Below are 23,272 nucleotides of genomic sequence, written 5' to 3'. Positions count from 1 at the left end.
TCGGGCACCGGGCCGTCCGGCCGCGCCCGCGCCTGCTCCCGCGCCCGGTCCTGCTCCTGACCCGCGCCCGCAGCCGAGCTCCCCGGCCGAGCCGGGCACCGACCAGCCGCGACGCGACTGAACCGGTGCCGGCCCGGACCGGTCGGCGTCAGACCCCGGTGACCCGGCTCTCCGGGTCCAGCCCCTCCTCCAGGCCGCCCTCGGCGGGCTGCTCCGTGTGCGGCGTCCGGCCGGCGTCCTCGCCGTGCTCGCGCGGCTGCTCGCCCTCGGCGGGCTCTTCGGTGTGCGGGGTGCGTCCAGTGCTCTCGGTCATGTCCGCCCCCGTGCCCCGGCCCGCCCGGCGGCAACCATCGCGCCGCAGGTCTCAGCCGACGTCGGTGGCCGCGGGGGTGCGGGGCAACAGCGCCCGGACCGCGTCGTCGTCGGGCAGCGCGCCGCGGGCACCGGCCCCGGTGGTGGAGAGGGCGGCTGCGGTGACCGCGTAGCGGACCGCGTCGGCCAGCGTCTCGCCGCGGTCGAGCGCACTGCTCAGCGCCCCGCAGAAGCAGTCGCCCGCGCCGGTGGTGTCCACCGGCTGGACCGGCGGCGGCGCCTGCAGCAGCACCGGGCCCGAACCGGGCACCACCAGCGCGCCCCGCGGGCCGAGGGTGACCACCACGTCCGTGGCGGCCAGGCCGCGGGCCAGCCCGGCGAGGTCGATGAGCGTCAGGTCGCCCTCGGCGGCGCCGGCCAGCCGGCGCAGCTCCGGCTCGTTGGGCACCAGCACGTCGACCCGGGCCAGCAGCTCGGCCGGCAGCGGCTGCGGGGGTGCGGGGTTGAGGACGACGGTGCCCCGGGTGGCGGTGGCGGCGGCCTGCACGGTGGCCAGCGGGGTCTCCAGCTGCAGCAGCAGCACGCCGGCCCGGTGCACCGACTCGACGTCCACGTCGGCCGGGGTGAGCTCGGCGTTGGCCCCGGGCACCACGACGATCAGGTTCTCCCCGCCGTCGGCCTCCACCGGGATGGTCGCCGTCCCGGTGGGTGCTCCGGGAGTGCGGTGCACCCGGCCCACGTTCACCCGGCAGTCGGCCAGCGCGGCCAGCTGCCGGCCGGCAGCGGGGTCGTCGCCGACCCGGCCGACCATGTGCACGCCGGTGCCCAGCCGGCCGGCGGCAGCCGCCTGGTTGGCGCCCTTGCCGCCGGGCAGCACGGCGACGGCCGAGCCGATGACGGTCTCGCCCCGGCCGGGCAGCCGGTCGACGGTCACCACGACGTCCTCGTTGAGGCTGCCCACCACGGTCACGGACACGGGGAGCTCCCGGTGATCAGCACGGGAGGAGCCTAGGAGGGCCCGATGGCCCGCTGCCGCAGCGGCAGTCCGTACCAGGTGACCAGCCCGATGGCGACGATGACGGCGCAGACCGTGATCGCCGGGCCACGGCCGAGCACCACGTCCAGCACCAGCAGCACCGCGCTGGCGATGCCGGTGAGCAGCAGGGTCAGCCCGACCACCAGCGACCGGTCGGCGAACTGCACGATCGCCGCCTTCTGCCGCCGCCGGAACAGCATCCGGTGGAAGGAGACCGGGGCGATGAGCACCACCGTGGCCAGCGCGGTGCTGATCATCGTCACCGCGTAGACCGTCGTCCCGAAGGTGCCCAGGTCGGCGAAGCGCGACTGGAACGGCAGGGTCAGCAGGAAGGCGAACAGCACCTGGACGGCGGTGATCGCCACCCGGATCTCCTGCAGCACCTCGTTGACGTTGCGGTCCAGCACCTCGTCCGGGCTCTCGCCGCGGGCGCGCGCCGACCGCTCGGCATCGCTCCGTTCGGCGGTGCTCCGTTTCTCGGCCACCTGGCTGCGGTACCGCAGGCGCAGTCGATCGACACCCGGGGGAGACCACCCATGCCCGAGCACCAGGCCGAGGACGCCGACACGATCCGCCGCCAGTTCGGCGAGGCGGTGAACATGACCGCCGGCGAGCTGGAGGAGTGGCTGGCCACCGAGGAGTCGCAGTCGGTGGGGCAGAAGGAGGACGGCTCCGGGGAGTCGACCGGGCACGAGTCGGGCCGGCGGATCGTGCAGCTGCTGCACACGAAGAAGGCCGACCTGACCGACGACGACCTGGCACACATGCGCAAGGTGCACGGCTACGTGCAGCGGCACCTGGCGCAGGAGCCCGCCAAGGAGGACGTCGAGGACTCCAAGTGGCGGTGGTCGCTGATGAACTGGGGTCACGACCCGTTGAAGGGGAAGTAGCGTCCGCGGCGTGCAGCGCAACGACCCGGCGCAGTACGACCAGCTGGCCGACCAGTGGTGGGACCCCCGCGGGGGGTTCGCGATGCTGCAGTGGATCGCGGCCTCCCGAGCGGGGCACGTGCCCCCGGCGTCCGCCCCCGGCGCCGTCCTGGTCGACCTGGCCTGCGGCGGTGGCCTGATGGCCCCGCACGTCCAACGGCTGGGGTACCGGCACGTCGGCGTGGACATCGGCCTGGCCGGGCTGCAGATCGCCCGCCCGCACGGGGTCTTCGTCGTCCGCGGGTCGGTGCTCGCCGTCCCGCTGGCCGACGGGTGCGCCGACGTGGTGACCGCCGGCGAGATCCTCGAACACGTCGCGGACCCGGGGCAGGTGCTCGCCGAGAGCGCCCGGCTGCTCAAGCCCGGCGGCCTCCTGGTGATCGACTCGATCGCGGCCACCCGGCTCGCCCCGCTCGTGGCCGTGCGCATCGCCGAGCGGATGCCCGGTGGCCCGCCGCCGGGCATCCACGACCCGGCGCTGTTCGTCGACCGGCGCGAGCTGCGGGCCACCGCCGACCGGCTGGGGCTCGACCTGCGGCTGGTCGGCCTGCGCCCGTCGGTCCGCGACCTGGTCGCCTGGCGGCGCGGACGGCGGGACGGCGTGCGGATGCGGACCATGCCCTGGACCGGGATCCTCTTCGCCGGCACGGCCACCAAGCGCCAGGTGCCCGCAGCCGAGCGGCGGACGACGGGGTCCGCACGTACCGTCGAGTCATGAGCTCCCGCCGTCCCGTGGCCCCGTACGCGCCGGGGACGGCCTGGTGACCGCCGCCGTCGTCACCGGCGCGGGGCATGCCCTGCCGGCCCGGTACGAGCAGGGCGAGGTCTGGGACGGGTACTTCGCCGAGAAGTACGCCGGGCTGCGGGCCGCCGAGCGGGTGTTCCGTGGCGCGGGCGTGCAGAGCCGGCACGCGGTGGTCAACCCCGTCGACGAGGACGTGTCGCAGTGGGGCACCGGGGCGCGGATGGAGCGCTTCGTCACCGAGGCGATGCCGCTGGGCAAGCAGGCGGTCGCCGCCGCCCTGGACGGTGCCGGCCTGGCGCCGGGGGACGTCGGCCTGTTCGCCGTGGCGACCTGCACCGGGTACGCCACCCCGGGCATCGACATCCGGCTGTCCAGCGACCTCGGCATGCCACTGGGGCTCCAGCGGCTGCTCGTCGGCCACATGGGCTGCTACGCCGCGCTCCCCGGGCTGGCCGCGGTCAGCGACTTCGTGACGGCGCGGTCCCGTCCGGCGGTGCTGCTGTGCCTGGAGCTGACCAGCCTGCACGTGCAGCCGGCGGTCGCCGACCTGGAGCAGGTGGTCACCCACGCGCTGTTCAGCGACGCCGCCGCCGCGGTCGTGGTCGAGCCCGGCGCCGGGCGGGGCCGCCGGGTCGCCGGGATGGTCGCGCGCACCGACCACGCCACCGCCGACCACATGACCTGGGACGTCACCGACCTCGGCTTCCGGATGGGCCTGTCGCCGAAGGTCCCCGACGTGCTGTCCCGGCACGTCGGCGGGGTCGTCGACGAGCTGCTCACCGAGGCCGGCCTGCGCATCGAGGACGTCGCCGGCTGGGCGGTGCACCCCGGCGGCCCGCGGATCATGGACGTCGTCCGGGACGAGCTGGGGCTGGCCGAGGAGCAGATGACCGCCTCGCGGCGGGTGCTGGCCGAGCACGGCAACTGCTCGTCGGCGACGGTGCTGCTGGTGCTGGAGGAGCTCGCCGACGTCGACGGCCCGATCGTGGCGATGGCCTTCGGCCCCGGCCTGACCCTCTACGCCACCCTGCTGCTCCCGGCCTGAGTCGCCGTGACCGCCCTGCTGGTCATCGCACTGGTCCTGCTCGCGCTGATCGGCGGGCTCGCGTTGCTGCTCCGCCGGGTCCGGGCCGACCACGACGCGGCGATCGGCGAGCACTGGCGCCGCAACGGCCGGGAGCGCCCGCCGCGCGGCTGGTGAGCCCGGCCCGGCGCTCAGCCGGGTCAACCCGCACGAGCTGACGTCGAGCCGCGTCGTGGCGCGGCTCGACGTCAGTTCGTCCGGCTCGACCCGCCGTGCAGCAAGCCGCCGGCCCTCAACCGCCCAGGTGGGCCTGCTTGGGGGCCAGGCCGCGGAGGGCCTCGGCGGCCACCCGGTCGCGGTCGGCGCCGCCGGCGGCGACCACGGCCGCGCCGACCAGGCCCTCGACCAGCGGCGCCGGGCTGAGCAGCACCCGGGCCCGGACGTCTTCGTCGAGCAGCTCCAGCGCGGTCTCGGCCGACATCACCGCGCTGCCCAGGTCCATCAGCACGAGCACGCCGTCGCCGGAGTCGGCCGCGGTGATCGCCGCGGAGACGGCGACCGCGTCGGTGCCCAGCCCGCCGTCGTCGGTGCCGGCGGCCACCTCGATCGGCACGGTCGAGCCGGGCAGCATCTGCCGGGCCAGCTCGACCGCGGCCTCGGCCAGCGGTCGGCTGTGCGAGACGACGACGATCCCCACCTGCGCCACGGTCAGCTCCTCGCCAGGGTCGTCGCGGCGGCCTCGACCAGCAGCACCGCCGAGGCGGCCCCCGGGTCGACGTGGCCGGCGCTGCGCTCACCCAGGTAGCTGGCCCGGCCCTTGCGGGCGACCAGTGGCGTCACCGAGTCGCGCCCCTTCGCAGCGGCGTCGGCGGCCGCGCGCAGCGCCGTGTCCAGCCCCTGCCCAGCGCCGACCGCCTCGGTGAGGGCGTCGGCGGCCGGGAGCAGGGCATCGAGCAGGGTCTTGTCGCCGGGCTCGGCCTTGCCCCGGGCCACCACACCCTCGACCCCGGCCCGGAAGGCCGCGGCGAACGCGGCCGGCGAGCCGTCACCGACAGCACCGGACATCCGGAGGAAGAACGTGCCGTAGAGCGGGCCGCTGGTTCCGCCGACCTTGCTGATCATGGTCATCGCCACGGTCTTCAGCAGCGCCGCGGCGTCGGCCGGCGGGGTGGCGTCCAGGGCGGCGACCGCCGCGGTCATCCCGCGGTCCATGTTGGTGCCGTGGTCGGCGTCGCCGATGGCGGAGTCGAGCTCGGTGAGCTCGTCGCGGTGCTCGGTGACGGCGCGGGCGAACTCGCGCACCCAGGCCCCCAGGGCGTCGGTGTCCAGTGCGGTCACGCTCAGACCCCCCACCGCAGCGCCGGGGTGCGCACCGGGGCGTCCCAGAGCCGGATCAGCTCGTCGTCCACCTTCAGCAGGGTGATCGAGCAGCCGGCCATCTCCAGGCTGGTCATGTAGGAGCCGACCAGCGAGCGGGCCACCGGCACGCCCGCCTTGGCCAGCACCGCCTGCACCTCCGCGTACACGACGTAGAGCTCGAGCAGCGGCGTGCCGCCCAGGCCGTTGACGAAGGCCAGCACCCCGTCGCCGCCGGTGAAGTCCAGGTCGGCGAGCACCGGCTCCAACAGCATCTCGGCCACCTCGCGGGCCGGGGCCACCGGCACCCGGCGCCGGCCGGGCTCGCCGTGGATGCCCACGCCCAGCTCCATCTCGTTCTCCGGCAGGTCGAAGGTCGGCTTGCCGGCGGCCGGCACGGTGCAGGAGGTCAGCGCCATGCCCATGCTGCGGCCCTGGCCGTTCACCCGGCGGGCCACCTCGGCGACCTCGGCCAGCGGGCGGCCCTGCTCGGCCGCGGCGCCGGCCAGCTTCTCCACCAGCACGGTGACGCCCACGCCGCGTCGTCCGGCGGTGTAGAGGCTGTCCTGGACGGCGACGTCGTCGTCGGTGACGACGGAGACGACCTCGGTGCCGGACTCGGCGGCGACCAGCTCGGCGGCCATCTCGAAGTTCATCACGTCGCCGGTGTAGTTCTTCACGATGTGCAGCACGCCGGCGCCGGCGTCCACGCCCTGGGTGGCGGCAACCACCTGGTCGGGCACGGGGGAGGTGAACACCTCGCCGGCGCAGGCGGCGTCGAGCATGCCCATCCCGACGAAGCCGCCGTGCATCGGCTCGTGGCCGGAGCCGCCGCCGGAGACCAGGCCGACCTTGCCCGCCACGGGGGCGTCGCCGCGGAAGACGATCCGGTGCTCGGGGTCGATCCGCAGGTCGGGGTGGGCGGCGGCCATCCCCCGGAGGGCGTCGTCGACGACGTCGGCCGGGGCGTTGATGAGCTTCTTCATCGCAGGCTCCTGATCACGTGGGTGCCAGCGAACCGTAGGAGTGGGCCACGTCTCAGGGCAACGGGGGGTGGTCCGCATCGTCGGACGGCGCTGGGCGCGGGCTCGTGACCTGGAGCACACTCGGGTCACATGCCCTCCACCGCATGCACGGAGAGGAGCGGACGCCGGAGGGCGGTACGACCCGGATGCGGTCCCACGAGGTGAGGAGCTCCCACATGGCTGGCAACAGAGGCGTTGCGTACATCGAGCCCGGCAAGGTCGAGGTGCACGAGACCGACTACCCGAAGCTGGAACTGCGGGACGGGCCGGGGGTGAACCCGGCGAACGTGGGCCGCAAGCTCAACCACGGCGTGATCCTCAAGGTGGTCACCACCAACATCTGCGGCAGCGACCAGCACATGGTCCGTGGCCGGACGACGGCCCCGCCGAACCTGGTGCTGGGCCACGAGATCCTCGGCGAGGTGGTCGAGAAGGGGCCGGACGTCGAGTTCATCGAGGTTGGCGACCTGTGCTCGGTGCCGTTCAACATCGCCTGCGGGCGCTGCCGCAACTGCAAGGAGGGCAAGACCGGGATCTGCCTGAACGTGAACCCGGCCCGCCCCGGCGCGGCCTACGGGTACGTGGACATGGGCGGCTGGGTCGGCGGGCAGGCCGAGTACGTGACGGTGCCCTACGCCGACTGGAACCTGCTCAAGTTCCCGGACAAGGACCAGGCCATGGAGAAGGTCCTGGACCTGACCATGCTCTCGGACATCTTCCCGACCGGCTTCCACGGGGCGGTCACCGCCGGGGTGAAGCCCGGGTCGACCGTCTACATCGCCGGGGCCGGCCCGGTCGGGCTCGCCGCGGCCGTCGGCGCCCAGCTGCTGGGCGCGTCGGTGGTGATCGTCGCCGACCTCGTCGAGCAGCGGCTGGCCCAGGCACGCAGCTTCGGCTGCGAGACCGTCGACGTGTCCAAGGGGGCACCGCAGGACCAGATCGAGCAGATCCTCGGCGTGCCCGAGGTGGACGCGGGCGTCGACGCGGTGGGCTTCGAGGCCCGTGGCCACGGCGAGGGTGCCGGCAAGGAGGCTCCGGCGACGGTGCTCAACTCGCTGATGGAGGTCACCGCCGCCGGCGGGGCGATCGGCATCCCCGGCCTCTACGTGACCGGCGACCCGGGCGGCATCGACGAGGCGGCGAAGGTGGGCTCCCTGTCGCTGAGCCTGGGCACCGGCTGGGCGAAGTCGATCTCCTTCACCACCGGTCAGTGCCCGGTCATGCGCTACAACCTCGGCCTGATGAAGGCGATCCTCAACGACAAGGTGCAGATCGCCAAGGCGGTCAACGCCACGGTCATCTCCCTGGACGAGGCGCCGCAGGGCTACCAGGAGTTCGACTCCGGCGCAGCGAAGAAGTACGTGATCGACCCGCACGGGATGGTCGGCAAGAAGGCCGCCTGAGGCAGGGACCCCGCCGCTGGCGCGCCTGCGGCGTCAGCGGCGGGGCAGGCCGGGGCGGTGCCAGCGGCGCAGCCGCCCGCGGGTGAGCGGGACCGAGCAGTCGAGGAAGAACAGCACCTCGCGCAGACCGGTGACCCGGATGAACCGGGTCCACCGGCGCTGGGCCGGCGTCAGCGTCACGAAGCCGATCTCGGCGTAGCCGTCCACGGCGGCAGCCTCCGTCACGGCCGGGCCACCGGCAAGGCCCCGGGTCACCACAGGTCGCCGCGGCGCCAGTCGCACACCAGTCGGACGGCGGTGTCCAGCGGCGTCGGGGTGGCCGGGGTGGGCAGCACGAACACCGCCTCTCCCGGGGTGTCGACGACGCCGTCCGGGGTGAGCGCGGCAGTGGGCCCGCGCCAGGGCAGCCAGCCCCGGCGGGCGTAGAGGGCCGCGCCGTCCTCGCTCGCGGCCAGGGCACCCAGTTCGAAGCCGCCGCGGACCAGGCGCTCGACCTCGGCCATCACCGCCGTCCCCACGCCGCGGCGCCGCAGGCCGGCCGCGGTGGCCACCGCCTCGACGAAACCCGTGCGCAGGGTGGTGTCGCCGACGACCAGCTGCCGGACGACGACCGCCGCGTGGCCCGCCGGCTCGCCGTCCACCGTGGCGAGGACGTGTACCCCGCCCAGTGCGTGCGACCAGTCGTCGTCAGTGAACCGGCCCGCGTAGGCGGTGTCCAGGAACCTGCGCAGCCGGTCGAGCTCGGCGGGGGAGAGGTCGGCCGTGGGGACGGTGCGGACGGCGGGGGAGGCGCTCACCGGAACAGCGTTCCCGAGCGGCGGACCCGGCGCAGCGGGAGGGCCGGAGGGGAGGGAGAGCGGGTGACGAGAATCGAACTCGCACTGTCAGCTTGGGAAGCTGATGTTCTACCATTGAACTACACCCGCGTCAGGCCAGTGACCTGTGTGGACACCCTAGCAAGACAGTCGCCCCCGACCGGTACCCGGTCGGGGGCGACTGCGTCTCAGCAGGTCAGAGCCGCACGCCCCGGCAGCTGGTGCTGCAGTCCAGCGACCAGAACGACGCGCCCAGCGACCGGAACGCCGCCGACCGGACCAGCCGCTCGCCGTTCGGGCCGACCGCCGTCACCGGTGCGGTGACGCCGCCACCGGTGCCGTCGGTCCCGTCGCCGGTGCCGCCGTCCGGACCGTCGGTCCCGGTGCCGGAGCCGTCGCCGGTGCCAGGGGTGGTGCCGCCGTCGGCCGGGTCCTCGACGTAGCGGAGGCCGTCGGTGAGCACCGAGGACTCCGCGCCGCCGGCGCTGAACACCCAGACGTCGTAGCTGCCGGCCACCAGCGCCGGTGCCTCGAACTCCACCGAGGTGCCGTCGGCGCGCAGCACGGTCGCGGCCCGGGTGTCCCCGATCCGCACCCGGACGTCGTCGGGCAGGTCGGTGCCGGTGACGGTGACCCGCGTGCCCCCGGCGGTGCTGACCACCGACGGCGAGATGCTGGTCAGGCCGAAGGTGCCGACCTCGGGGTAGGTCACCACGTCGGGCGTGCTGCCGTCGCCGGTCCCGGTGTCGGGGCTGTCGGTGCCGGGCGTCGTGCCCGGGGTGGTGCCCGGCGTCGTGCCGGTGCCCGTCCCGCTGTCCGGAGTGGTGCCCGGCTCCGTGCCGGGCGTCGTGCCGGTGCCGTCGCCGGTGTCGCCGGTGCCCGGGTCGGTGCCCGGGTCGCTGGTGCCGTCGCCGGTGCCCGAGTCGCCGGTCCCCGGGTCGGTGGTGCCCGGTGGGGTGGTGGCCGGCGCGTCGGGCGTGCCGTCCTGACCGTCGGTGCCCGGCTCGGTCGGGTCGCTGCCCGAGCCGCCGGTGCCCGGCGTGGTGCCCGGGGTGGTGCCCGAGTCACCCGTCCCCGAGTCACCCGTCCCTGAGTCGCCGGTGCCCGGGTCGCCGGTGCCCGGGTCGCCGGTACCGGAGCCGTCGCCGGTCCCGGGGGCCGGGGCGGTCGAGCCGGGCGGGGCGGGCGTCCCACCGTCCGTCGTGTCCGGGGCCGGGGGGACGTCGCCCACCAGCAGCGGCGCGGCGAACGTCTCGCCCAGCGGCTGGCCGTCCACCAGCAGTTGCACGCTGAGGGCGTACCGCCCCTGGGCCAGGTCGGCCGTGGGTGCGACGGTCAGCCCGTCGGCGGTGGTCTGGTCGCCGAGTGGGAAGGTGACCTGCCCGGCGTCGTCGGTGGTCAGCGTGGTGCCGGCGAAGGTGACCGGCTCGCCGGAGAGGGCGAAGACCTCCCCGCCGTGCTCCATGCCGAGCCCGAGGACGACGTCGTACCGGCCGGCCACCGCCGGACCGGTCGCGCGGACCTGCGGGGTCACCGGACCCACCGGCCCGGTCATCGAGGTGAACTCGTACCCGACGCGCACGGCGCCGGCGGGGTCGAGACGGCTGACGTTGAGCCGGCCGCCGGTGACCGAGCGGCCGGCGAAGGTCGCCACCGGGTCGACGTCGGCCAGCAACGCCGCCCGCACGTCGGCCAGGGAGGCCGTGGGCATCGTGGCCTGGTACAGCGCGAGCGCGGCCGCGACCTGCGGAGCGGCGATGGAGGTGCCCGACACCAGCCGGTGGCCCCCGTCGTTCCAGGTGGTGATCACGAGGGTGCCCGGCGCGAACAGGTCGACGGAGGTGGCGCCGTAGGCGGAGCTCGGCGCCACGGTGTCGGCGGCGGTGGAGTTGCCGACGGTGACCACGTTCGGCTGGGTCAGGCTGGCCGGGTACAGGGGCGCGGTGTCCCGGTCGCCGGAGTCGTTGCCGGCGGCCGCGACGACCAGCACGCCCTTGCTCGCGGCGTAGTCGACCGCGGCCTGCAGGTTGGTCAGCGCCGAGCCGGTGACCGGGCCGCCCCAGGAGGCGTTGACCACGGACGCGCCGTGGTCGGCCGCGTAACGGATCGCCTGCGCGCCCAGGTTGACGTCGACGCCTTCGCCGGAGCCGATCACCAGCGGCATCAGGGTGATGTCGGGGGCGACGCCCACCGAGCCCACCCCGTCGTCCTTGCGGGCGCCGATGACGCCGGCGACGGAGGCGCCGTGCGACCCCTCGACGCCGTTGTCGACGTCCGGGCTGTTGGTGGTGAAGTTCCAGCCGTGGCAGTCCCCGGTCAGTCCGTCACCGTCCGCGTCCTCCGGGCCGCAGGACGGGTTGGTCCACAGCGCGCCGGCCAGGTCGGGGTGGTCGGAGTCGAAGCCGGTGTCGACCACGGCCACGACCATCCCGTCGCCGGTGGACACGTCCCAGGCCACGGAGCCGTCGATGTCGGCGTCGGCCCTGACCTGGGTCTGGCCGTAGGCGTTGGACCCGGTGTTCTCCAGATGCCAGCCGTAGGGGGCGTAGTAGGGGTCCGAGGCCGTCCCGAGCACCGGGACGGACGGGGAGAACTCGACGGCGGCCACCCCGACGACGGCACGCAGCTGCTGCGGCGTCACCCCGTCGGCCGCGACCAGTGCGCTGCCGTCGAACAGGCGCTGGGCCGAGTCGACGCCGTCCTGGCCGGCCAGCGTGGCGAGCAGCTCCGGGGACGCGTCCCCGGAGGCGGCGGTGACCACGTACCGGGTCAGCCCGTCGCCGGCGCCGAAGCCGTCGGCCACTGCCACGGCCGGCTGGGCCATCGCGTCGACCGCGGCGGCAGCGCCGAACCCGGTGAGCGCGGCCGCCACCACGGCGACGGCACGCACCTGCCGACTGCTGGTCCGTACGAGACCCATCCGGTCCTCCTCCACCCGCGCCCGAGAGGGCACTCGACGGGAGGGCATCGGCTGGCCGGTGGCCGAGCTGGAGCACGCCGGCCGCGGTTCGCCCCATCGGGTGACCGGAGGACGGCGGCCACCGCCCGGTGGTGGTCCCTAGACTCCGCGCCATGCTGCTGTCCGACCGCGACATCCGTGCCGCCCTGACCGCCGGCCGGCTCGGCATCGAGCCCTACGAGGCCGCGATGGTGCAGCCCTCGAGCATCGACGTCCGGCTCGACCGGTTCTTCCGGGTGTTCAACAACGCCCGGTACACCCACATCGACCCGGCCCAGCAGCAGGACGACCTGACCACCCTGGTCGAGCCGACCGGGGACGACCCGTTCGTGCTGCACCCGGGCGAGTTCGTGCTCGGCTCGACGCTCGAGGTCGTGCGCATCCCCGACGACCTCGCCGCCCGGCTGGAGGGCAAGTCCTCGCTGGGCCGGCTGGGGCTGCTCACCCACTCCACCGCGGGGTTCGTCGACCCGGGTTTCACCGGGCACATCACCCTGGAGCTGTCGAACGTCGCGAACCTGCCGATCACCCTCTGGCCGGGGATGAAGATCGGCCAGCTGTGCCTGTTCCAGCTCAGCTCCGCGGCCGAGCACCCCTACGGCTCGGCCGTCTACGGCTCGCGCTACCAGGACCAGCGGGGCCCGACCCCGTCCCGGTCGTTCCGCAACTTCAGCCGCGCCGACACCCGGCGCGCGACCCCGCCGTCCTGACCATCGCCGGGAACGACACGGCGACGGTGGCGGCACCAGCGGGTGAACGCTGGGTCGGCGCAGGGTGACGAGGCGCCGATCGGGGTAGGGAGGTCTGCATGGACCCCCGGGACACCGCTGTTCTGCTGCCCCAGCCGTCGGGCAACCAGGTCGTGGACGGCTTCTTCGACTGTGCCGAGGAGTCGGCCCACTACGCGTTCTCCGTGCAGCTGCTGCTCACCCAGTACGCGTCGGTGGTGCCCTGGCAGAGCGAGGGCGTGGCAGAGCTCGGCAGCGGTGACGCGCGGGCCATCGCGCACGTGGTGCGGGCGGTGCCCGGGCTGCGGGTGCACGGCACCGACATCAGCGCGACCTCGGTGGAGCGGGCCCGGCAGACGATCAGCGACCTGGACGTCGCCGACCGGTACACGGTCGAGCACGGCGACTTCTTCGGCTGGGCCGACTCCCCGAGCGGGCGCGAGGTCTCGACGGTGATCGCCAACCCGCCCTACATCCCCGCGCCGGACGGCGACATCATGATGCCGGAGCTGTGGGGCGGCTGGTACGGCAACGACCTGGTGCTCCGGCTGCTCAAGGCCGGCTTCGACCACCTGCTGGTCGCCCTGCCCAGCTACTCCGACCCCGCGGCCACCCTCGCCGCCGCTGCCGACCTGGGCTACCGGGTGGTCAACTTCCTGGCGATGGGGCTGGAGTTCGGCGCCTACAGCCGCGAGCCCAAGGTGCGCGAGCACATCGCCCGGCTGACCGCGGAGGGGCACGGCTGGGCGGGGGAGGACGAGTACGTGGTCGCCGTCGCCCTGCTCACCCGGTCCCCGCAGGTCGGCCGGGACCGCGCGACCGAGCTCGAGCGCGCTCTGCAGCTCTCCGCCTGACGGGCTACTCGCGCGGGCGGAGGGTCACCGGCGGCTCCGCACCGGCGACCTCCACCTCGCCGTCCCGGCCGGCGACGGTCGGGGAGGCTGGGCCCACCAGCCCGGCCACCTCGTCGTCGACGTACCGCTCCCGGCAGATCGACCAGCCGGTGACCAGCAGCAGGCCCACTCCGGCGTAGACCAGCACGAACATGCCCGTGTACCCGCCGGTGACCCCGCGCAGGAGGCCGACCAGCAGCGGGCCGACCCCGGCCAGGGCGTACCCCCAGCCCTGGGCGACGGTGGAGAGGGCGCCGACCGACTCCGGCGTCCGGCCGCGCAGGCCGAACAGCGCCAGGATCATCGCGAAGGTGCCCATGCCCAGTCCCAGCAGGCAGACCCACAGCCAGGTCAGCGTCAGCGGGGCGACGAGCAGACCGGTCCAGCCGGCCAGGTAGCAGGCGACGAAGGCCAGCAGCATCGGCCGCTGCAGCTGCTGGCGCACCGCGCCCAGCGGGACGACGGCGTTCAGCGGGATCACGATCAGCGCGTTCAGCCCGACCAGGAAGCCGGCCGCGTGCGCGGACATGCCCTGGTCGCGCAGGTACTGCGCCGTCCAGCCGACGATCACGTACGCCTGCATGGCCTGGAGCCCGAAGAAGGCGGCCATCGTCCAGGCCAGCCGGCTGCGGCCCAGCGCGCGCAGCCGCACCGCGGTGTGCCCGCCGCGCGAGGCGCCCGGCCGGACGGGGACGAGGAGCCAGGGCAGCGCGGCGACCAGGGCGAAGACCGCCCAGACGCCCAGCGCCCACCGCCACCCGTCGGCGCCGACCGCCTCGGCGACGGGAGCGGTCGAGACGCTGGCCACCGCGCCGCCGACGGCCAGCGCCGTGCTGTACGCGCCGACCAGCAGGCCGGTACGGGTGGGGAACCACCGCTTCACCAGGCCGGGCAGCAGCACGTTGCCCAGCGCGCCGCCGACCATCGTCGCCACGGTGCCGGCCAGGAACACCCAGATGCTGGGCACGGCGACCCGCAGCAGCAGGCCGAGGGTCATCACCAGCAGGGCGGCGGCGAGCACGTGCCCGTCCCGGAACCGGGCGGCGAGCGGGGGCCCGGCGAAGCCGATCAGCGCGAAGCAGATCAGCGGCATGCTGGTGATCAGCCCGGCCAGCCCGGAGGAGATGCCCAGGCCGCGCTCGATCTCCTCCAGCACCGGCCCGACGCTGTTGACCGCGGTGCGCAGGTTGAAGCCGGTCAGCACGATCGCCGTCCCGACCAGCACCAGGCCTCGGCGGCTCGTCGCGGGAGCGGGGGTGGCGGCGCGGGTCACGTCCGACCATCCTGCTCCACCCGGGCGTCACCGCCGCGGAGCGGGTCAGCGGCCGGCGCGCCAGTGGTGGGTGGGCCGCTGACGTGGGCGCGGGTCAGTGGTGGGTGCGGCCGATCCCCTGTACGCGGGGCGCCGCGGTCGGCACCCGCTGCCACAGTGCCCGCTGGGCCGCCAGCGTGATCAGCGCCGCGAGCACGATGCCGACCAGGTTGACCACCAGCTGGGTGGTCGCCTCGCGGAACTCGGTGGCACCTCCCAGGGCCAGCGACAGTGCCATGTCCCCGGCCGCGGGCACGGTGGTGACCGAGATGAAGACGCCGACCAGCGCACCCGAGCGCGCCGAGGTCAGGGACAGCACCCCGGCCACGCCGGCCAGCACGGCCACCACCACCGACCACCGGTCGGGCTGGGTGATGAAACCGGTCGCCGGGCGCTCACCGGCCAGCAGCTCAGGGCCGAACCAGCCCAGCCCACGGCCGGACAGCACCGCCAGCGCCGTGACGGCGATCGCGACCGCGAACCCCGCCGCCAGGGAGACCACCGCGCGGCGGGCCATCGCCCGCCGCCGGTGCACCAGGCCCACGGCCAGCGCGGCCAGCGGACCGAACTCCGGGCCGAGCACCATCGCACCGATGAGCAGCACGGCCGAGTCGTTGATGATCGCCACGGTGGCCAGCAGCGTGGCGATGGTGAGGAACGCCAGGTAGGAGACCGACAGAGCGGCGTCGGTGTCGGTGGTCCGCACCACCTGCTCCCACACCACGGCGTCGGTCCCGTCGCCGGGAGCCCGTCGCTCCGCCTCCTCGGCCATCCGGGAGACCGCGGCGTCCACGGCCTCCATGGCGATGCCGCCGTCGACGTCGATGCGCAGCCGGCGCAGGCCGTTGACCAGCGAGTCGGCGGACTCGCGGGCGACGTCGACGAGGAACACGTCACCGGCCGGGCGCAGCGAGGCGGCGGGCAGCACGGCGAGGTGCGCGACGCCGGGGCAGGCATCGAGCAGCTCGGTGACGGCGGCGGTGCGGTCGGCCGGCACGGTGACCCGCAGGTGGAGGAGCACGCGGCCACTCTGCAGGGTCCCGCCGCGAGCCTGTGAGCGGTGGGGGCAGAGTGGTCCTCCTGCTGCACGGTCCGGCGCAGCGTGGCCGGTCCGCACGGCTGGGGGAGCAGCCGCGGGCCCCGGCCGGCCGCCGGCTCCGCTACCGGGTGCCGGACACCGTGACCGTGACCGCCGTGACCTGCTCGGTCGTGCCGTCGGCGGCCACCCGGAGAGCGGCCAGCTCGTGCGGGCCGTCGCCGGCCGGGGTGGCCAGTCGCAGCGTCGGGCTCAGGCACTGCGCCAGCCGGAACGTCGATCCGGCCGGGGTCTCGGTGTAGGCCACCGTCCCGCCGGCATCCCCGCGCACCGGCTCGCCGTCCAGGGTCATGAGGTAGTCGACGTCGTCCGGGCCGGTCAGCCGGAAGCGCAGCGGCTCGCCGGCGGTGACCAGGCTGGACTCCACGGCGATCGCGGGCCGGTCGCAGTCGGCGGCCAGCGGCACGTCCTCCGCGCCGCGGCTGCCGGCGAAGGCCAGCAGCGACATGACCACCACCGCCACCGCCAGCCACGTCCAGTTCCGCCCGCGGCGGATGGTGGGCCGGTCGTCGGCCAGCGCGCGCTCGTCGTTGACGTCGCGGGCGTAGTGCATCCGGGTGCGGCGGTTGCCGGCCGCCAGTTCCGGGTCCTCGTGGCCGCGGACGCCACCGAAGATGAAGCTCACCGGGCCAGTGTCCCCCGGACGGCGTCCCAAGCCGTCCCCCTGCACCAACGGCCGTCCCCCCGCACCGACGCCGGTGCAGGGGGACGGCCGTTGCTCAGGTGACCTGGTCCACGCCTCGCGGGCGCGGGGTCCTTCCTCAGTCGTGCTGGGTGGCGGCCGAGCCGGTGCCGGCGGGGTCGTCGGGCTCAGTGCCGACGCCGGGGCCGGACTCCGTGCCGGGCGCGCCCACCGGGGCCATCGAGCGCAGCAGGATCTGGCTGACGTCCAGGACCTCGACGTGGTCCTTGGCCTCGCCGGCCTGCTGCTTGCTGGTCACCGCGTCGCTGAGCATGGTGATGCAGAACGGGCAGGCGGTGGAGATGACGTCGGGGTCGAGGTCGAGCGCCTCCTCGGTGCGCTCCACGTTGATCCGCTTGCCGATCTTCTCCTCCATCCACATCCGCGCGCCGCCGGCGCCGCAGCAGAAGCCACGGTCCTTGCAGCGGTGCATCTCCTGGGTGGTCAGGCCCTTGACGGAGTCGAGGATCTCGCGCGGGGGCGTGTAGACCTTGTTGTGCCGGCCCAGGAAGCACGGGTCGTGGTAGGTGACCTTGCGGTCGATCGGGGTGACCGGGGTCAGCCGCCCCTCCTCGACCAGCTGGCCCAGCAGCTGGGTGTGGTGGACGACGTCGTAGTCGCCGCCCAGCTGCGGGTACTCGCGGTTGATCGAGTTGAAGCAGTGCGGGCAGGTCGCGACGATCTTCCGTCGTCCGGCCGGGCGCTCCTCGAAGACGGCGTTGAGCGTCTCCACGTTCTCGGCGGCCAGCTGCTGGAAGAGGAACTCGTTGCCCATCCGGCGGGCCGGGTCGCCCGAGCAGGTCTCCCCGTTGCCCAGGACGGCGAACTCGACGCCGGCGATGTGCAGCAGCTCGGCGACGGCCTTGGTGACCTTCTTGGCGCGGTCGTCGATGGCGCCGGCGCAGCCCACCCAGAACAGGTACTCGACGTCGTCGTCGATCGCGCCCTCGACCTGCCGGACCTCGAAGTCCAGGTCCTTCATCCACTCCTCGCGGACGTTGCCGCCCACGCCCCACGGGTTCCCGCGGTTCTCCAGGTTGCGCATCATCACGCCGGCCTCGGAGGGGAAGCTGGACTCGATCAGCGTCTGGTAGCGGCGCATGTCCATGATGTGGTCGACGTGCTCGATGTCGACCGGGCACTGCTCGACGCAGGCGCCGCAGTTGGTGCAGCTCCACAGCACGTCGGGGTCGATGACCCCGCCCTCCTCGAGGGTGCCGACCAGCGGGCGGTGCGCCTGGGCGTCGTTGGTGCCCTCGATCCGGGCGTACCCGGAGGCCCAGACCTGCTCGTCACTGGCCTTGAGCGTCGAGTAGTCGGCGAAGTCGGGGGCGTTGTCCGACGCCTTCGTCGCGCCGGTCAGGTACGGGGCCTTGGCGTACAGGTGGTCCCGCAGGTCCATGATCACCATCTTCGGCGACAGGGGCTTGCCGGTGTTCCAGGCCGGGCACTGGCTCTGGCACCGCCCGCACTCGGTGCAGGTGGTGAAGTCCAGCATCCCCTTCCAGGTGAAGTCCTCGATCTTGCCGCGGCCGAAGACGTCGTCCTCGCCGGGGTCCTCGAAGTCGATGGGCTTGCCGCCCGACGTCATCGGCTGCAGCGGGCCGAGGGCGACCGAGCCGTCGTCCTCACGCTTGAAGTAGATGTTGAAGAAGGCGCTGAACCGGTGCCAGGCGACGCCCATGTTGAGCACCCGCGAGATGGTGATCAGCCAGACCAGGCTGACGACGATCTTGACGAAGGCGACGATCGACAGCAGGTCCGGGTTGGCCGGGACGAAGTTCGCCAGGGCCCCGGAGACCGGGTGCGACCAGGCGGGCGCGTCGGTCAGGTCGGCGGCGACCTTGATCGCGCGGATCAGCAGGATGCAGACGCCGATGGTGAGGACGACGGCCTCGACGAAGTAGCCGCGGCCCTCGTTGGACCCGGCGAACCGGCTGTCCCGGCCCTTGCGGCGCGGGTGGTCCAGCTGCCGCCGGACGATCAGGTACAGGATGCCCAGCACCGTGGCGGCGCCGATCAGGTCGACGAAGAGGTTCCACAGGGCCCACTCGCCGATCAGCGGGAGGTGCCACTCCGGGTTCCACACCTCACCGAACGCCTCGACGAGGGTGAGGAAGAGGCCGTAGAACCCGATGAAGACGAACCAGTGGGCGGCGCCGATCGCCGACCACTTGAGCATCCGGGTGTGCCCCAAGGACTCGATGGCCAGCGTCTTCAGCCGTGGGCCGACCGGGCCGGAGCGGGTCGGGTCGGGCTGGCCGGTGCGGAAGATCCGCAGCATCGCGCGGACGGCCTTGGTGGCGTAGACCACCGAGACGACCAGCAGGAGCACGGCCAGCGTGCCGAGGACGATCTGCAACGGGCCCATGAGCTCCCTCTCGTGCGTGCGCGGGCGTCGTCGCCCACCCGGCAGGGACACTAACCGGGCGCCCACAGGCTACTCATCGGTAACCCCAGTGGCGCCGCTCCGCGGGGCCCGCGCGGCCGGGGTGGCCGTCCTGCCCTGGTGGTCGCTGACCGGATCCGATGGGCTGAGGTCGGCGACACGCCGCCGTCCTCGCTGGTCCGCACTACTGCGCATGGTGCACTACCGCGGACGTCGCCACGGGGCGGCGTCGCGAGGGGGTGGCGATGGACGCCAGTCAGCTGCTCAAGGGCGTGCTCGACGTCGCGGTGCTGGCCGTCGTGCGAGAGGCCGACGGCTACGGCTACGACGTCGTCCGACGGCTGCGCTCGGCCGGCCTGGAGGAGGTGGGCGACGCGTCGGTCTACGGGACGCTGCGCCGGCTCTACCAGGCCGGGGCGCTCACGTCCTACGTCGTCCCCAGCGACGAGGGGCCGCACCGCAAGTACTACGCGATCAACGACAGGGGGCGTTCGGTGCTGGAGGACTCGGGCAAGACGTGGAGGACGTTCGTCGACGCCGTCGACGGGCTGCTGAGCGGGGCGCCGGCATGAGCTCTCCGACGGCCCCCGGGCTGACGCAGGAGGCGCGGGACTACCTGGCCGACGTCGACCGCGAGCTCGCCGACCTCCCTGCCGAGGAGCGTGCGGCCCTCCTGGAGGACCTCGAGCTGCACCTGGCGGCGCTGGCCGAGGAGGGCGACGACTGCCCGGTCGTCATCCGGCTCGGCTCGCCAGCGGCCTACGCCGAGGAGCTGCGGGCCGCCGCCGGCCTGCCGGCACGGGGTGCGCTCGCACCGTCGGCGCGGCTGGCCGAGCTCCGGCGGGTGGCGGCCGAGGTGCGGGCCCATCCGCTGGCCGGCGAGGTGCGCCGCCTGTGGGTCGAGCTCCGCCCCGCCTGGTGGGTGCTGCGCGGCTACCTGGTCGTGGCCGTGCCCTGCGCGCTGGCCGGCCAGTGGGACTTCCCGGTCCCGGCGCCGCTGGGCAGCGACGAGCTCGGCGTGCTGATGGTGCCGGCCGCGATCGCCGGCTCGGTCGTGCTCGGCCGGCGGGAGCTCGCTCCGCTGGCCGCCCGGCTGCTGACCGGCGCCGGCGCCGTCCTCGCGCTGGTGGCGTTCGTCCTGGCCGCCGACCGCACCTCGTACCCGTCCTACGACGCCGGCTACACCTACCCGGCGGTCTACGACCAGGCCGTCGGCGAGCACCCGCTGGTGTCGCGGTACGGGCCGGTCACCGACGTGCTGCCCTACGCGGCCGACGGGACGCCGCTGGAGGACGTGCTCCTCTACGACCAGGACGGCCGCCCGCTCCAGGTCGGCTTCCAGGAGTGGTGGGCCGACGGGTGTGCCCGGGTGCTCCGGCAGCCGCTGGCGGCCGACGGCGTGCCGGTGCCGCACGCGTTCCCGCAGACCTACGCGCTGGACCCGGCGTTCGGTGACCCGGCCCTGTGTGACGCCACGGTGGCGCGACCCGAGGTCTCGTTGCCGACGTTCCCGGAGCAGGTGCCGACCGCGGCGACCGCCACCGGCCCGACCGGGGTCGCCGGCGACTGACCGGCCGCTCCCTGCCTCCCTCACCGTGCGCGCTCCTCTCCTGGCCCGCACGGTGGGGAGGTGCCTGCGGCGGGACGCGGTGAGGTGACCCGTGGGGGCCGGGAACAGGGCGGGGCGGACTGCCGTTAGGCTGGGCAGGAAAGTTGAGCGGACCACGCGCAAGGCGGTCGGCCGGTGTCACGAGCCCGGCGTCCCCGGCGTGGTGGCCCTCAGCTCCTCGACCAGCACCACCCCGTCAGCAACGCACAGGAGAGTCCTTCCATGGCACGAGCAGTCGGAATCGACCTGGGCACGACGAACTCCGTCGTGGCAGTCCTCGAGGGCGGCGAGCCCACCGTCATCGCCAACTCCGAGGGTGCCCGCACCACCCCGTCGGTCGTGGCCTTCGCCAAGAACGGCGAGGTCCTGGTCGGCCAGTCGGCGAAGAACCAGGCGGTCACCAACGTCGACCGCACGATCCGCAGCGTCAAGCGCGAGATCGGCACGACCTGGAAGACCGGCGACATCGACGGCAAGCAGTACACCCCGCAGGAGATCAGCGCCCGGGTGCTGCAGAAGCTCAAGCGCGACGCCGAGACCTACCTGGGCGAGCCGGTCACCGAGGCCGTCATCACCGTCCCCGCCTACTTCGAGGACGCCCAGCGCCAGGCCACCAAGGAGGCCGGTGAGATCGCCGGCCTGAACGTGCTGCGCATCGTCAACGAGCCGACCGCGGCCGCGCTGGCCTACGGGCTGGACAAGGGCGAGACCGAGCAGACCATCCTGGTGTTCGACCTCGGCGGTGGCACCTTCGACGTCAGCCTGCTGGAGATCGGCGACGGCGTCATCGAGGTCAAGTCCACTGCCGGTGACAACAAGCTCGGCGGCGACGACTGGGACGAGCGGGTCGTCAAGCACCTGGTGCAGACCTTCAACGCCCAGAGCGGCATCGACCTGGCGAAGGACAAGCTGGCCATGCAGCGCCTCCGCGAGGCCGCCGAGAAGGCCAAGATCGAGCTGTCCGGCGCGCAGTCGACGAACGTGAACCTGCCCTACATCACCGCCGGCGCCGAGGGCCCCCTGCACCTGGACGTCACCATCACCCGCGCCGAGTTCCAGCGGATGACCCAGGACCTGCTCGACCGCACCAAGGCCCCGTTCAACCAGGCCATCCGCGACGCCGGCGTCAAGGTCGGCGACATCGACCACGTCGTCCTGGTCGGTGGCTCGACCCGCATGCCCGCCGTCACCGAGCTGGTGCGCGAGCTGACCGGCGGCAAGGAGCCCAACAAGGGCGTCAACCCCGACGAGGTCGTCGCCGTGGGTGCCGCGCTGCAGGCCGGTGTGCTCCGCGGTGAGGTCAAGGACGTCCTGCTCCTCGACGTCACCCCGCTCTCCCTGGGCATCGAGACCAAGGGCGGGATCATGACCAAGCTCATCGAGCGGAACACCACGATCCCGACGAAGCGCTCGGAGATCTTCACGACGGCCGACGACAACCAGCCGTCGGTGCAGATCCAGGTGTTCCAAGGCGAGCGCGAGATGGCCGCCTACAACAAGAAGCTCGGCATGTTCGAGCTGACCGGTCTGCCGCCGGCGCCCCGTGGCGTCCCGCAGATCGAGGTCGCCTTCGACATCGACGCGAACGGCATCGTGCACGTGTCCGCCAAGGATCTGGGCACCGGCAAGGAGCAGTCGATGACCATCACCGGAGGCTCGGCCCTGCCCAAGGACGACATCGAGCGGATGATGCGCGACGCCGAGGCCCACGCCGAGGAGGACAAGCGCCGCCGCGACGAGGCCGAGACCCGCAACCTGGCCGAGTCGCTGCAGTACCAGACCGAGAAGTTCCTGGCCGAGAACGGCGACAAGATCCCGGCCGACAAGAAGGAGGAGCTCGGCGAGGCGCTGACCGAGCTGCGCTCCGCCCTCGGCGGCTCGGACATCGACGCGATCAAGTCCGCGCAGGAGAAGGTCGCCCGGGTCTCCCAGGAGGTCGGCGGGGCGCTCTACGCCCAGGCGCAGGCCGACGGCGCCGACGGCGCTGCCACGGGTGACGCCGGCTTCGACGGGGCCACCGGGGCCACCGGTGCCTCCTCGACCGGGACCGCTGCCGATGACGACGTCGTCGACGCCGAGATCGTGGACGACGACACCGACAAGCGGTGACCTCACCGGCCACGTGCGTGTCCACCGGCCCGGTCCGCCGGGCCGGTGGACACCGGGGGAGACGATGAGCCAGCAGGACGAGGCGCCGCGGGTGGTCATCCGCGACAAGCGGCGCATCGACCCGACCAGCGGAGCGGCCCGGGTGCCGGACGGCGACGCGCCGGCCGGCACCGCGAGCGAGCAGGGAGAGCAGATGAGCGAGCAGCACAGCGACATGGCCGGGGTCGACGACGGGGCGGCTCCGCTCGCCGACCAGCCGGTGGCCGGGGCGCCCGACAGCGGCGCCGATCCGGTCGCCCGCCAGCTGGCCGAGCGGACCGAGGACCTGCAGCGGGTCACCGCCGAGTACGCGAACTACCGGCGCCGGGTCGAGCGGGACCGGGCCCTGGTGGTGGACCAGGCGGCGGAGCGCTTCGCCGGTCAGCTGTTCCCGATCGTCGACGACATCGAGCGCGCCCGGGACCACGGCGACCTCACCGGTGCCTTCAAGGTGGTCGCCGACCGGGTGCTGGGGCTGCTGGACGGCCTCGGTGTGACCACGTTCGGCCAGCCGGGCGACGTGTTCGACCCCGCACTGCACGAGGCGGTGCTGCACGACACCTCCCCCGAGGTCAGCCAGCCGACCGCCACGACGGTGCTCCGCCCGGGCTTCCGGCGCGGCGACCGGGTGCTGCGCACGGCCATGGTCGGGGTGACCGACCCCGAGGCGCCGGCCCCCGCAGCCGAGCCGGCGGTCGCCGCCGACGGCGAGCTGCCCGTCACCGAGCAGCAGGACGCCGAGCAGCCGGGCGCGGGCCCGGCCGCCGGCTGAGCACCACCCTCAGGCCGGTCCGGCCTCCGGCACCCGGAG

General features: G+C 74.0%; 24 protein-coding genes and 1 tRNA gene. 11 read left to right on the top strand and 14 right to left on the bottom strand.

The window, feature by feature from the left end; genetic code table 11:
• Window positions 1-148: 148 nt before the first annotated feature.
• Genes HLA93_RS11605 through HLA93_RS11595 form a run of 3 tightly spaced genes read right to left on the bottom strand, consistent with a single transcriptional unit; the run spans window position 149 to window position 1,833 of the window.
• Entirely contained in the window at window positions 149-313 is a 165-nt protein-coding gene (locus HLA93_RS11605; RefSeq protein WP_222194535.1) for a hypothetical protein, read from the bottom strand.
• A 51-nt stretch (window positions 314-364) separates the two neighbouring features.
• A complete protein-coding gene (locus HLA93_RS11600) occupies window positions 365-1,288 on the bottom strand; it encodes a ribokinase (RefSeq protein ID WP_222194534.1) in 924 nt (307 codons plus the stop codon).
• 32 nt (window positions 1,289-1,320) lie between these two features.
• Window positions 1,321-1,833, bottom strand: a complete 513-nt coding sequence (locus HLA93_RS11595) for a DUF6328 family protein (protein ID WP_222194533.1) — start codon at window positions 1,831-1,833, stop codon at window positions 1,321-1,323.
• Between the two features lie 51 nt (window positions 1,834-1,884).
• Between HLA93_RS11595 and HLA93_RS11590 the strand changes: the two genes are divergently transcribed.
• Genes HLA93_RS11590 through HLA93_RS11575 form a run of 4 tightly spaced genes read left to right on the top strand, consistent with a single transcriptional unit; the run spans window position 1,885 to window position 4,223 of the window.
• The gene (locus tag HLA93_RS11590) at window positions 1,885-2,238 is read left to right on the top strand and encodes a DUF3140 domain-containing protein (protein ID WP_222194532.1); all 354 of its coding nucleotides are present in this window, start codon (window positions 1,885-1,887) and stop codon (window positions 2,236-2,238) included.
• Between the two features lie 10 nt (window positions 2,239-2,248).
• Complete coding sequence (locus HLA93_RS11585) at window positions 2,249-2,995, top strand: methyltransferase domain-containing protein (protein ID WP_308128072.1); 747 nt, start codon at window positions 2,249-2,251, stop codon at window positions 2,993-2,995.
• Between the two features lie 43 nt (window positions 2,996-3,038).
• On the top strand, window positions 3,039-4,067 hold the full coding sequence (locus HLA93_RS11580) for a type III polyketide synthase (RefSeq protein WP_222194531.1): 1,029 nt from the start codon (window positions 3,039-3,041) through the stop codon (window positions 4,065-4,067).
• Window positions 4,068-4,073: 6 nt separating this feature from the next.
• On the top strand, window positions 4,074-4,223 hold the full coding sequence (locus HLA93_RS11575) for a hypothetical protein (RefSeq protein ID WP_222194530.1): 150 nt from the start codon (window positions 4,074-4,076) through the stop codon (window positions 4,221-4,223).
• Window positions 4,224-4,338: 115 nt separating this feature from the next.
• Here the strand turns inward: HLA93_RS11575 and dhaM are convergent, their stop codons facing one another.
• Genes dhaM through dhaK form a run of 3 tightly spaced genes read right to left on the bottom strand, consistent with a single transcriptional unit; the run spans window position 4,339 to window position 6,388 of the window.
• Entirely contained in the window at window positions 4,339-4,752 is a 414-nt protein-coding gene (gene dhaM, locus HLA93_RS11570; protein WP_222194529.1) for a dihydroxyacetone kinase phosphoryl donor subunit DhaM, read from the bottom strand.
• Window positions 4,753-4,754: 2 nt separating this feature from the next.
• Window positions 4,755-5,384 (bottom strand): dihydroxyacetone kinase subunit DhaL, encoded by a 630-nt coding sequence (gene dhaL, locus HLA93_RS11565; RefSeq protein ID WP_222194528.1) that lies wholly within the window; start codon window positions 5,382-5,384, stop codon window positions 4,755-4,757.
• Window positions 5,385-5,386: 2 nt separating this feature from the next.
• Entirely contained in the window at window positions 5,387-6,388 is a 1,002-nt protein-coding gene (dhaK, locus tag HLA93_RS11560) for a dihydroxyacetone kinase subunit DhaK (RefSeq protein ID WP_222194527.1), read from the bottom strand.
• A 215-nt stretch (window positions 6,389-6,603) separates the two neighbouring features.
• Between dhaK and fdhA the strand changes: the two genes are divergently transcribed.
• The gene (fdhA, locus tag HLA93_RS11555) at window positions 6,604-7,830 is read left to right on the top strand and encodes a formaldehyde dehydrogenase, glutathione-independent (protein ID WP_222194526.1); all 1,227 of its coding nucleotides are present in this window, start codon (window positions 6,604-6,606) and stop codon (window positions 7,828-7,830) included.
• 33 nt (window positions 7,831-7,863) lie between these two features.
• Here the strand turns inward: fdhA and HLA93_RS11550 are convergent, their stop codons facing one another.
• From HLA93_RS11550 to HLA93_RS11535, 4 genes are all read right to left on the bottom strand, one after another.
• Window positions 7,864-8,055, bottom strand: a complete 192-nt coding sequence (locus HLA93_RS11550) for a hypothetical protein (RefSeq protein WP_222194525.1) — start codon at window positions 8,053-8,055, stop codon at window positions 7,864-7,866.
• A gap of 26 nt (window positions 8,056-8,081) precedes the next feature.
• On the bottom strand, window positions 8,082-8,627 hold the full coding sequence (locus HLA93_RS11545) for a GNAT family N-acetyltransferase (protein WP_222194524.1): 546 nt from the start codon (window positions 8,625-8,627) through the stop codon (window positions 8,082-8,084).
• Window positions 8,628-8,685: 58 nt separating this feature from the next.
• Window positions 8,686-8,756 (bottom strand) — tRNA-Gly (locus HLA93_RS11540).
• Window positions 8,757-8,841: 85 nt separating this feature from the next.
• Complete coding sequence (locus HLA93_RS11535) at window positions 8,842-11,565, bottom strand: S8 family serine peptidase (RefSeq protein ID WP_222194523.1); 2,724 nt, start codon at window positions 11,563-11,565, stop codon at window positions 8,842-8,844.
• Window positions 11,566-11,717: 152 nt separating this feature from the next.
• Here HLA93_RS11535 and dcd point away from each other — a divergent pair, with 152 nt between their 5' ends.
• Together dcd and HLA93_RS11525 are read left to right on the top strand one after the other, a co-directional pair.
• Window positions 11,718-12,314, top strand: coding sequence for a dCTP deaminase (gene dcd, locus HLA93_RS11530; protein ID WP_222194522.1), 597 nt, complete (start codon window positions 11,718-11,720; stop codon window positions 12,312-12,314).
• A 98-nt stretch (window positions 12,315-12,412) separates the two neighbouring features.
• The gene (locus tag HLA93_RS11525) at window positions 12,413-13,186 is read left to right on the top strand and encodes a methylase (RefSeq protein ID WP_222194521.1); all 774 of its coding nucleotides are present in this window, start codon (window positions 12,413-12,415) and stop codon (window positions 13,184-13,186) included.
• 4 nt (window positions 13,187-13,190) lie between these two features.
• Here HLA93_RS11525 and HLA93_RS11520 read toward each other — a convergent pair whose 3' ends face one another.
• The 4 genes from HLA93_RS11520 to HLA93_RS11505 all read right to left on the bottom strand — a co-directional run bounded on the left by HLA93_RS11520 (window position 13,191) and on the right by HLA93_RS11505 (window position 18,686).
• Window positions 13,191-14,498 carry an MFS transporter gene (locus HLA93_RS11520; protein WP_222194520.1) on the bottom strand — a complete coding sequence of 436 codons (1,308 nt, stop codon included), beginning with the start codon at window positions 14,496-14,498 and terminating at the stop codon, window positions 13,191-13,193.
• Window positions 14,499-14,592: 94 nt separating this feature from the next.
• Window positions 14,593-15,558 carry a DUF389 domain-containing protein gene (locus HLA93_RS11515; RefSeq protein ID WP_222194519.1) on the bottom strand — a complete coding sequence of 322 codons (966 nt, stop codon included), beginning with the start codon at window positions 15,556-15,558 and terminating at the stop codon, window positions 14,593-14,595.
• Window positions 15,559-15,697: 139 nt separating this feature from the next.
• Window positions 15,698-16,258, bottom strand: a complete 561-nt coding sequence (locus HLA93_RS11510) for a hypothetical protein (RefSeq protein ID WP_222194518.1) — start codon at window positions 16,256-16,258, stop codon at window positions 15,698-15,700.
• Window positions 16,259-16,394: 136 nt separating this feature from the next.
• Entirely contained in the window at window positions 16,395-18,686 is a 2,292-nt protein-coding gene (locus HLA93_RS11505; protein ID WP_222194517.1) for a (Fe-S)-binding protein, read from the bottom strand.
• A 263-nt stretch (window positions 18,687-18,949) separates the two neighbouring features.
• On the opposite strand from HLA93_RS11505, the gene HLA93_RS11500 reads away from it, so the two are divergent.
• The 4 genes from HLA93_RS11500 to grpE all read left to right on the top strand — a co-directional run bounded on the left by HLA93_RS11500 (window position 18,950) and on the right by grpE (window position 23,233).
• Window positions 18,950-19,276, top strand: a complete 327-nt coding sequence (locus tag HLA93_RS11500; protein ID WP_222194516.1) for a PadR family transcriptional regulator — start codon at window positions 18,950-18,952, stop codon at window positions 19,274-19,276.
• Window positions 19,273-20,274 (top strand): HAAS signaling domain-containing protein, encoded by a 1,002-nt coding sequence (locus HLA93_RS11495; RefSeq protein ID WP_222194515.1) that lies wholly within the window; start codon window positions 19,273-19,275, stop codon window positions 20,272-20,274. Before HLA93_RS11500 ends, HLA93_RS11495 begins: the two co-directional genes overlap by 4 nt.
• Window positions 20,275-20,535: 261 nt before the next feature.
• Window positions 20,536-22,422, top strand: a complete 1,887-nt coding sequence (gene dnaK, locus HLA93_RS11490) for a molecular chaperone DnaK (protein ID WP_222194514.1) — start codon at window positions 20,536-20,538, stop codon at window positions 22,420-22,422.
• 64 nt (window positions 22,423-22,486) lie between these two features.
• Window positions 22,487-23,233, top strand: coding sequence for a nucleotide exchange factor GrpE (gene grpE, locus HLA93_RS11485; RefSeq protein ID WP_222194513.1), 747 nt, complete (start codon window positions 22,487-22,489; stop codon window positions 23,231-23,233).
• Window positions 23,234-23,272 lie beyond the last annotated feature (39 nt).

Origin of the sequence: Modestobacter italicus (genome assembly GCF_019799965.1) — a bacterium.
Lineage (GTDB): Bacteria > Actinomycetota > Actinomycetes > Mycobacteriales > Geodermatophilaceae > Modestobacter > Modestobacter italicus_A.
Note: the sequence above shows the minus strand (reverse complement) of the source record. Positions and strands in the feature narration are given on the sequence as shown.

Coding starts and splice junctions, on each gene's coding strand:
- dnaK (WP_222194514.1), top strand. CDS start 20,536: ATGGCACGAGCAGTCGGAATCGACCTGGGCACGACGAACTCCGTCGTG.
- HLA93_RS11535 (WP_222194523.1), bottom strand. CDS start 11,565: ATGGGTCTCGTACGGACCAGCAGTCGGCAGGTGCGTGCCGTCGCCGTG.
- HLA93_RS11495 (WP_222194515.1), top strand. CDS start 19,273: ATGAGCTCTCCGACGGCCCCCGGGCTGACGCAGGAGGCGCGGGACTAC.
- HLA93_RS11590 (WP_222194532.1), top strand. CDS start 1,885: ATGCCCGAGCACCAGGCCGAGGACGCCGACACGATCCGCCGCCAGTTC.
- grpE (WP_222194513.1), top strand. CDS start 22,487: ATGAGCCAGCAGGACGAGGCGCCGCGGGTGGTCATCCGCGACAAGCGG.
- HLA93_RS11525 (WP_222194521.1), top strand. CDS start 12,413: ATGGACCCCCGGGACACCGCTGTTCTGCTGCCCCAGCCGTCGGGCAAC.
- dcd (WP_222194522.1), top strand. CDS start 11,718: ATGCTGCTGTCCGACCGCGACATCCGTGCCGCCCTGACCGCCGGCCGG.
- fdhA (WP_222194526.1), top strand. CDS start 6,604: ATGGCTGGCAACAGAGGCGTTGCGTACATCGAGCCCGGCAAGGTCGAG.
- HLA93_RS11500 (WP_222194516.1), top strand. CDS start 18,950: ATGGACGCCAGTCAGCTGCTCAAGGGCGTGCTCGACGTCGCGGTGCTG.
- HLA93_RS11505 (WP_222194517.1), bottom strand. CDS start 18,686: ATGGGCCCGTTGCAGATCGTCCTCGGCACGCTGGCCGTGCTCCTGCTG.
- dhaK (WP_222194527.1), bottom strand. CDS start 6,388: ATGAAGAAGCTCATCAACGCCCCGGCCGACGTCGTCGACGACGCCCTC.
- HLA93_RS11605 (WP_222194535.1), bottom strand. CDS start 313: ATGACCGAGAGCACTGGACGCACCCCGCACACCGAAGAGCCCGCCGAG.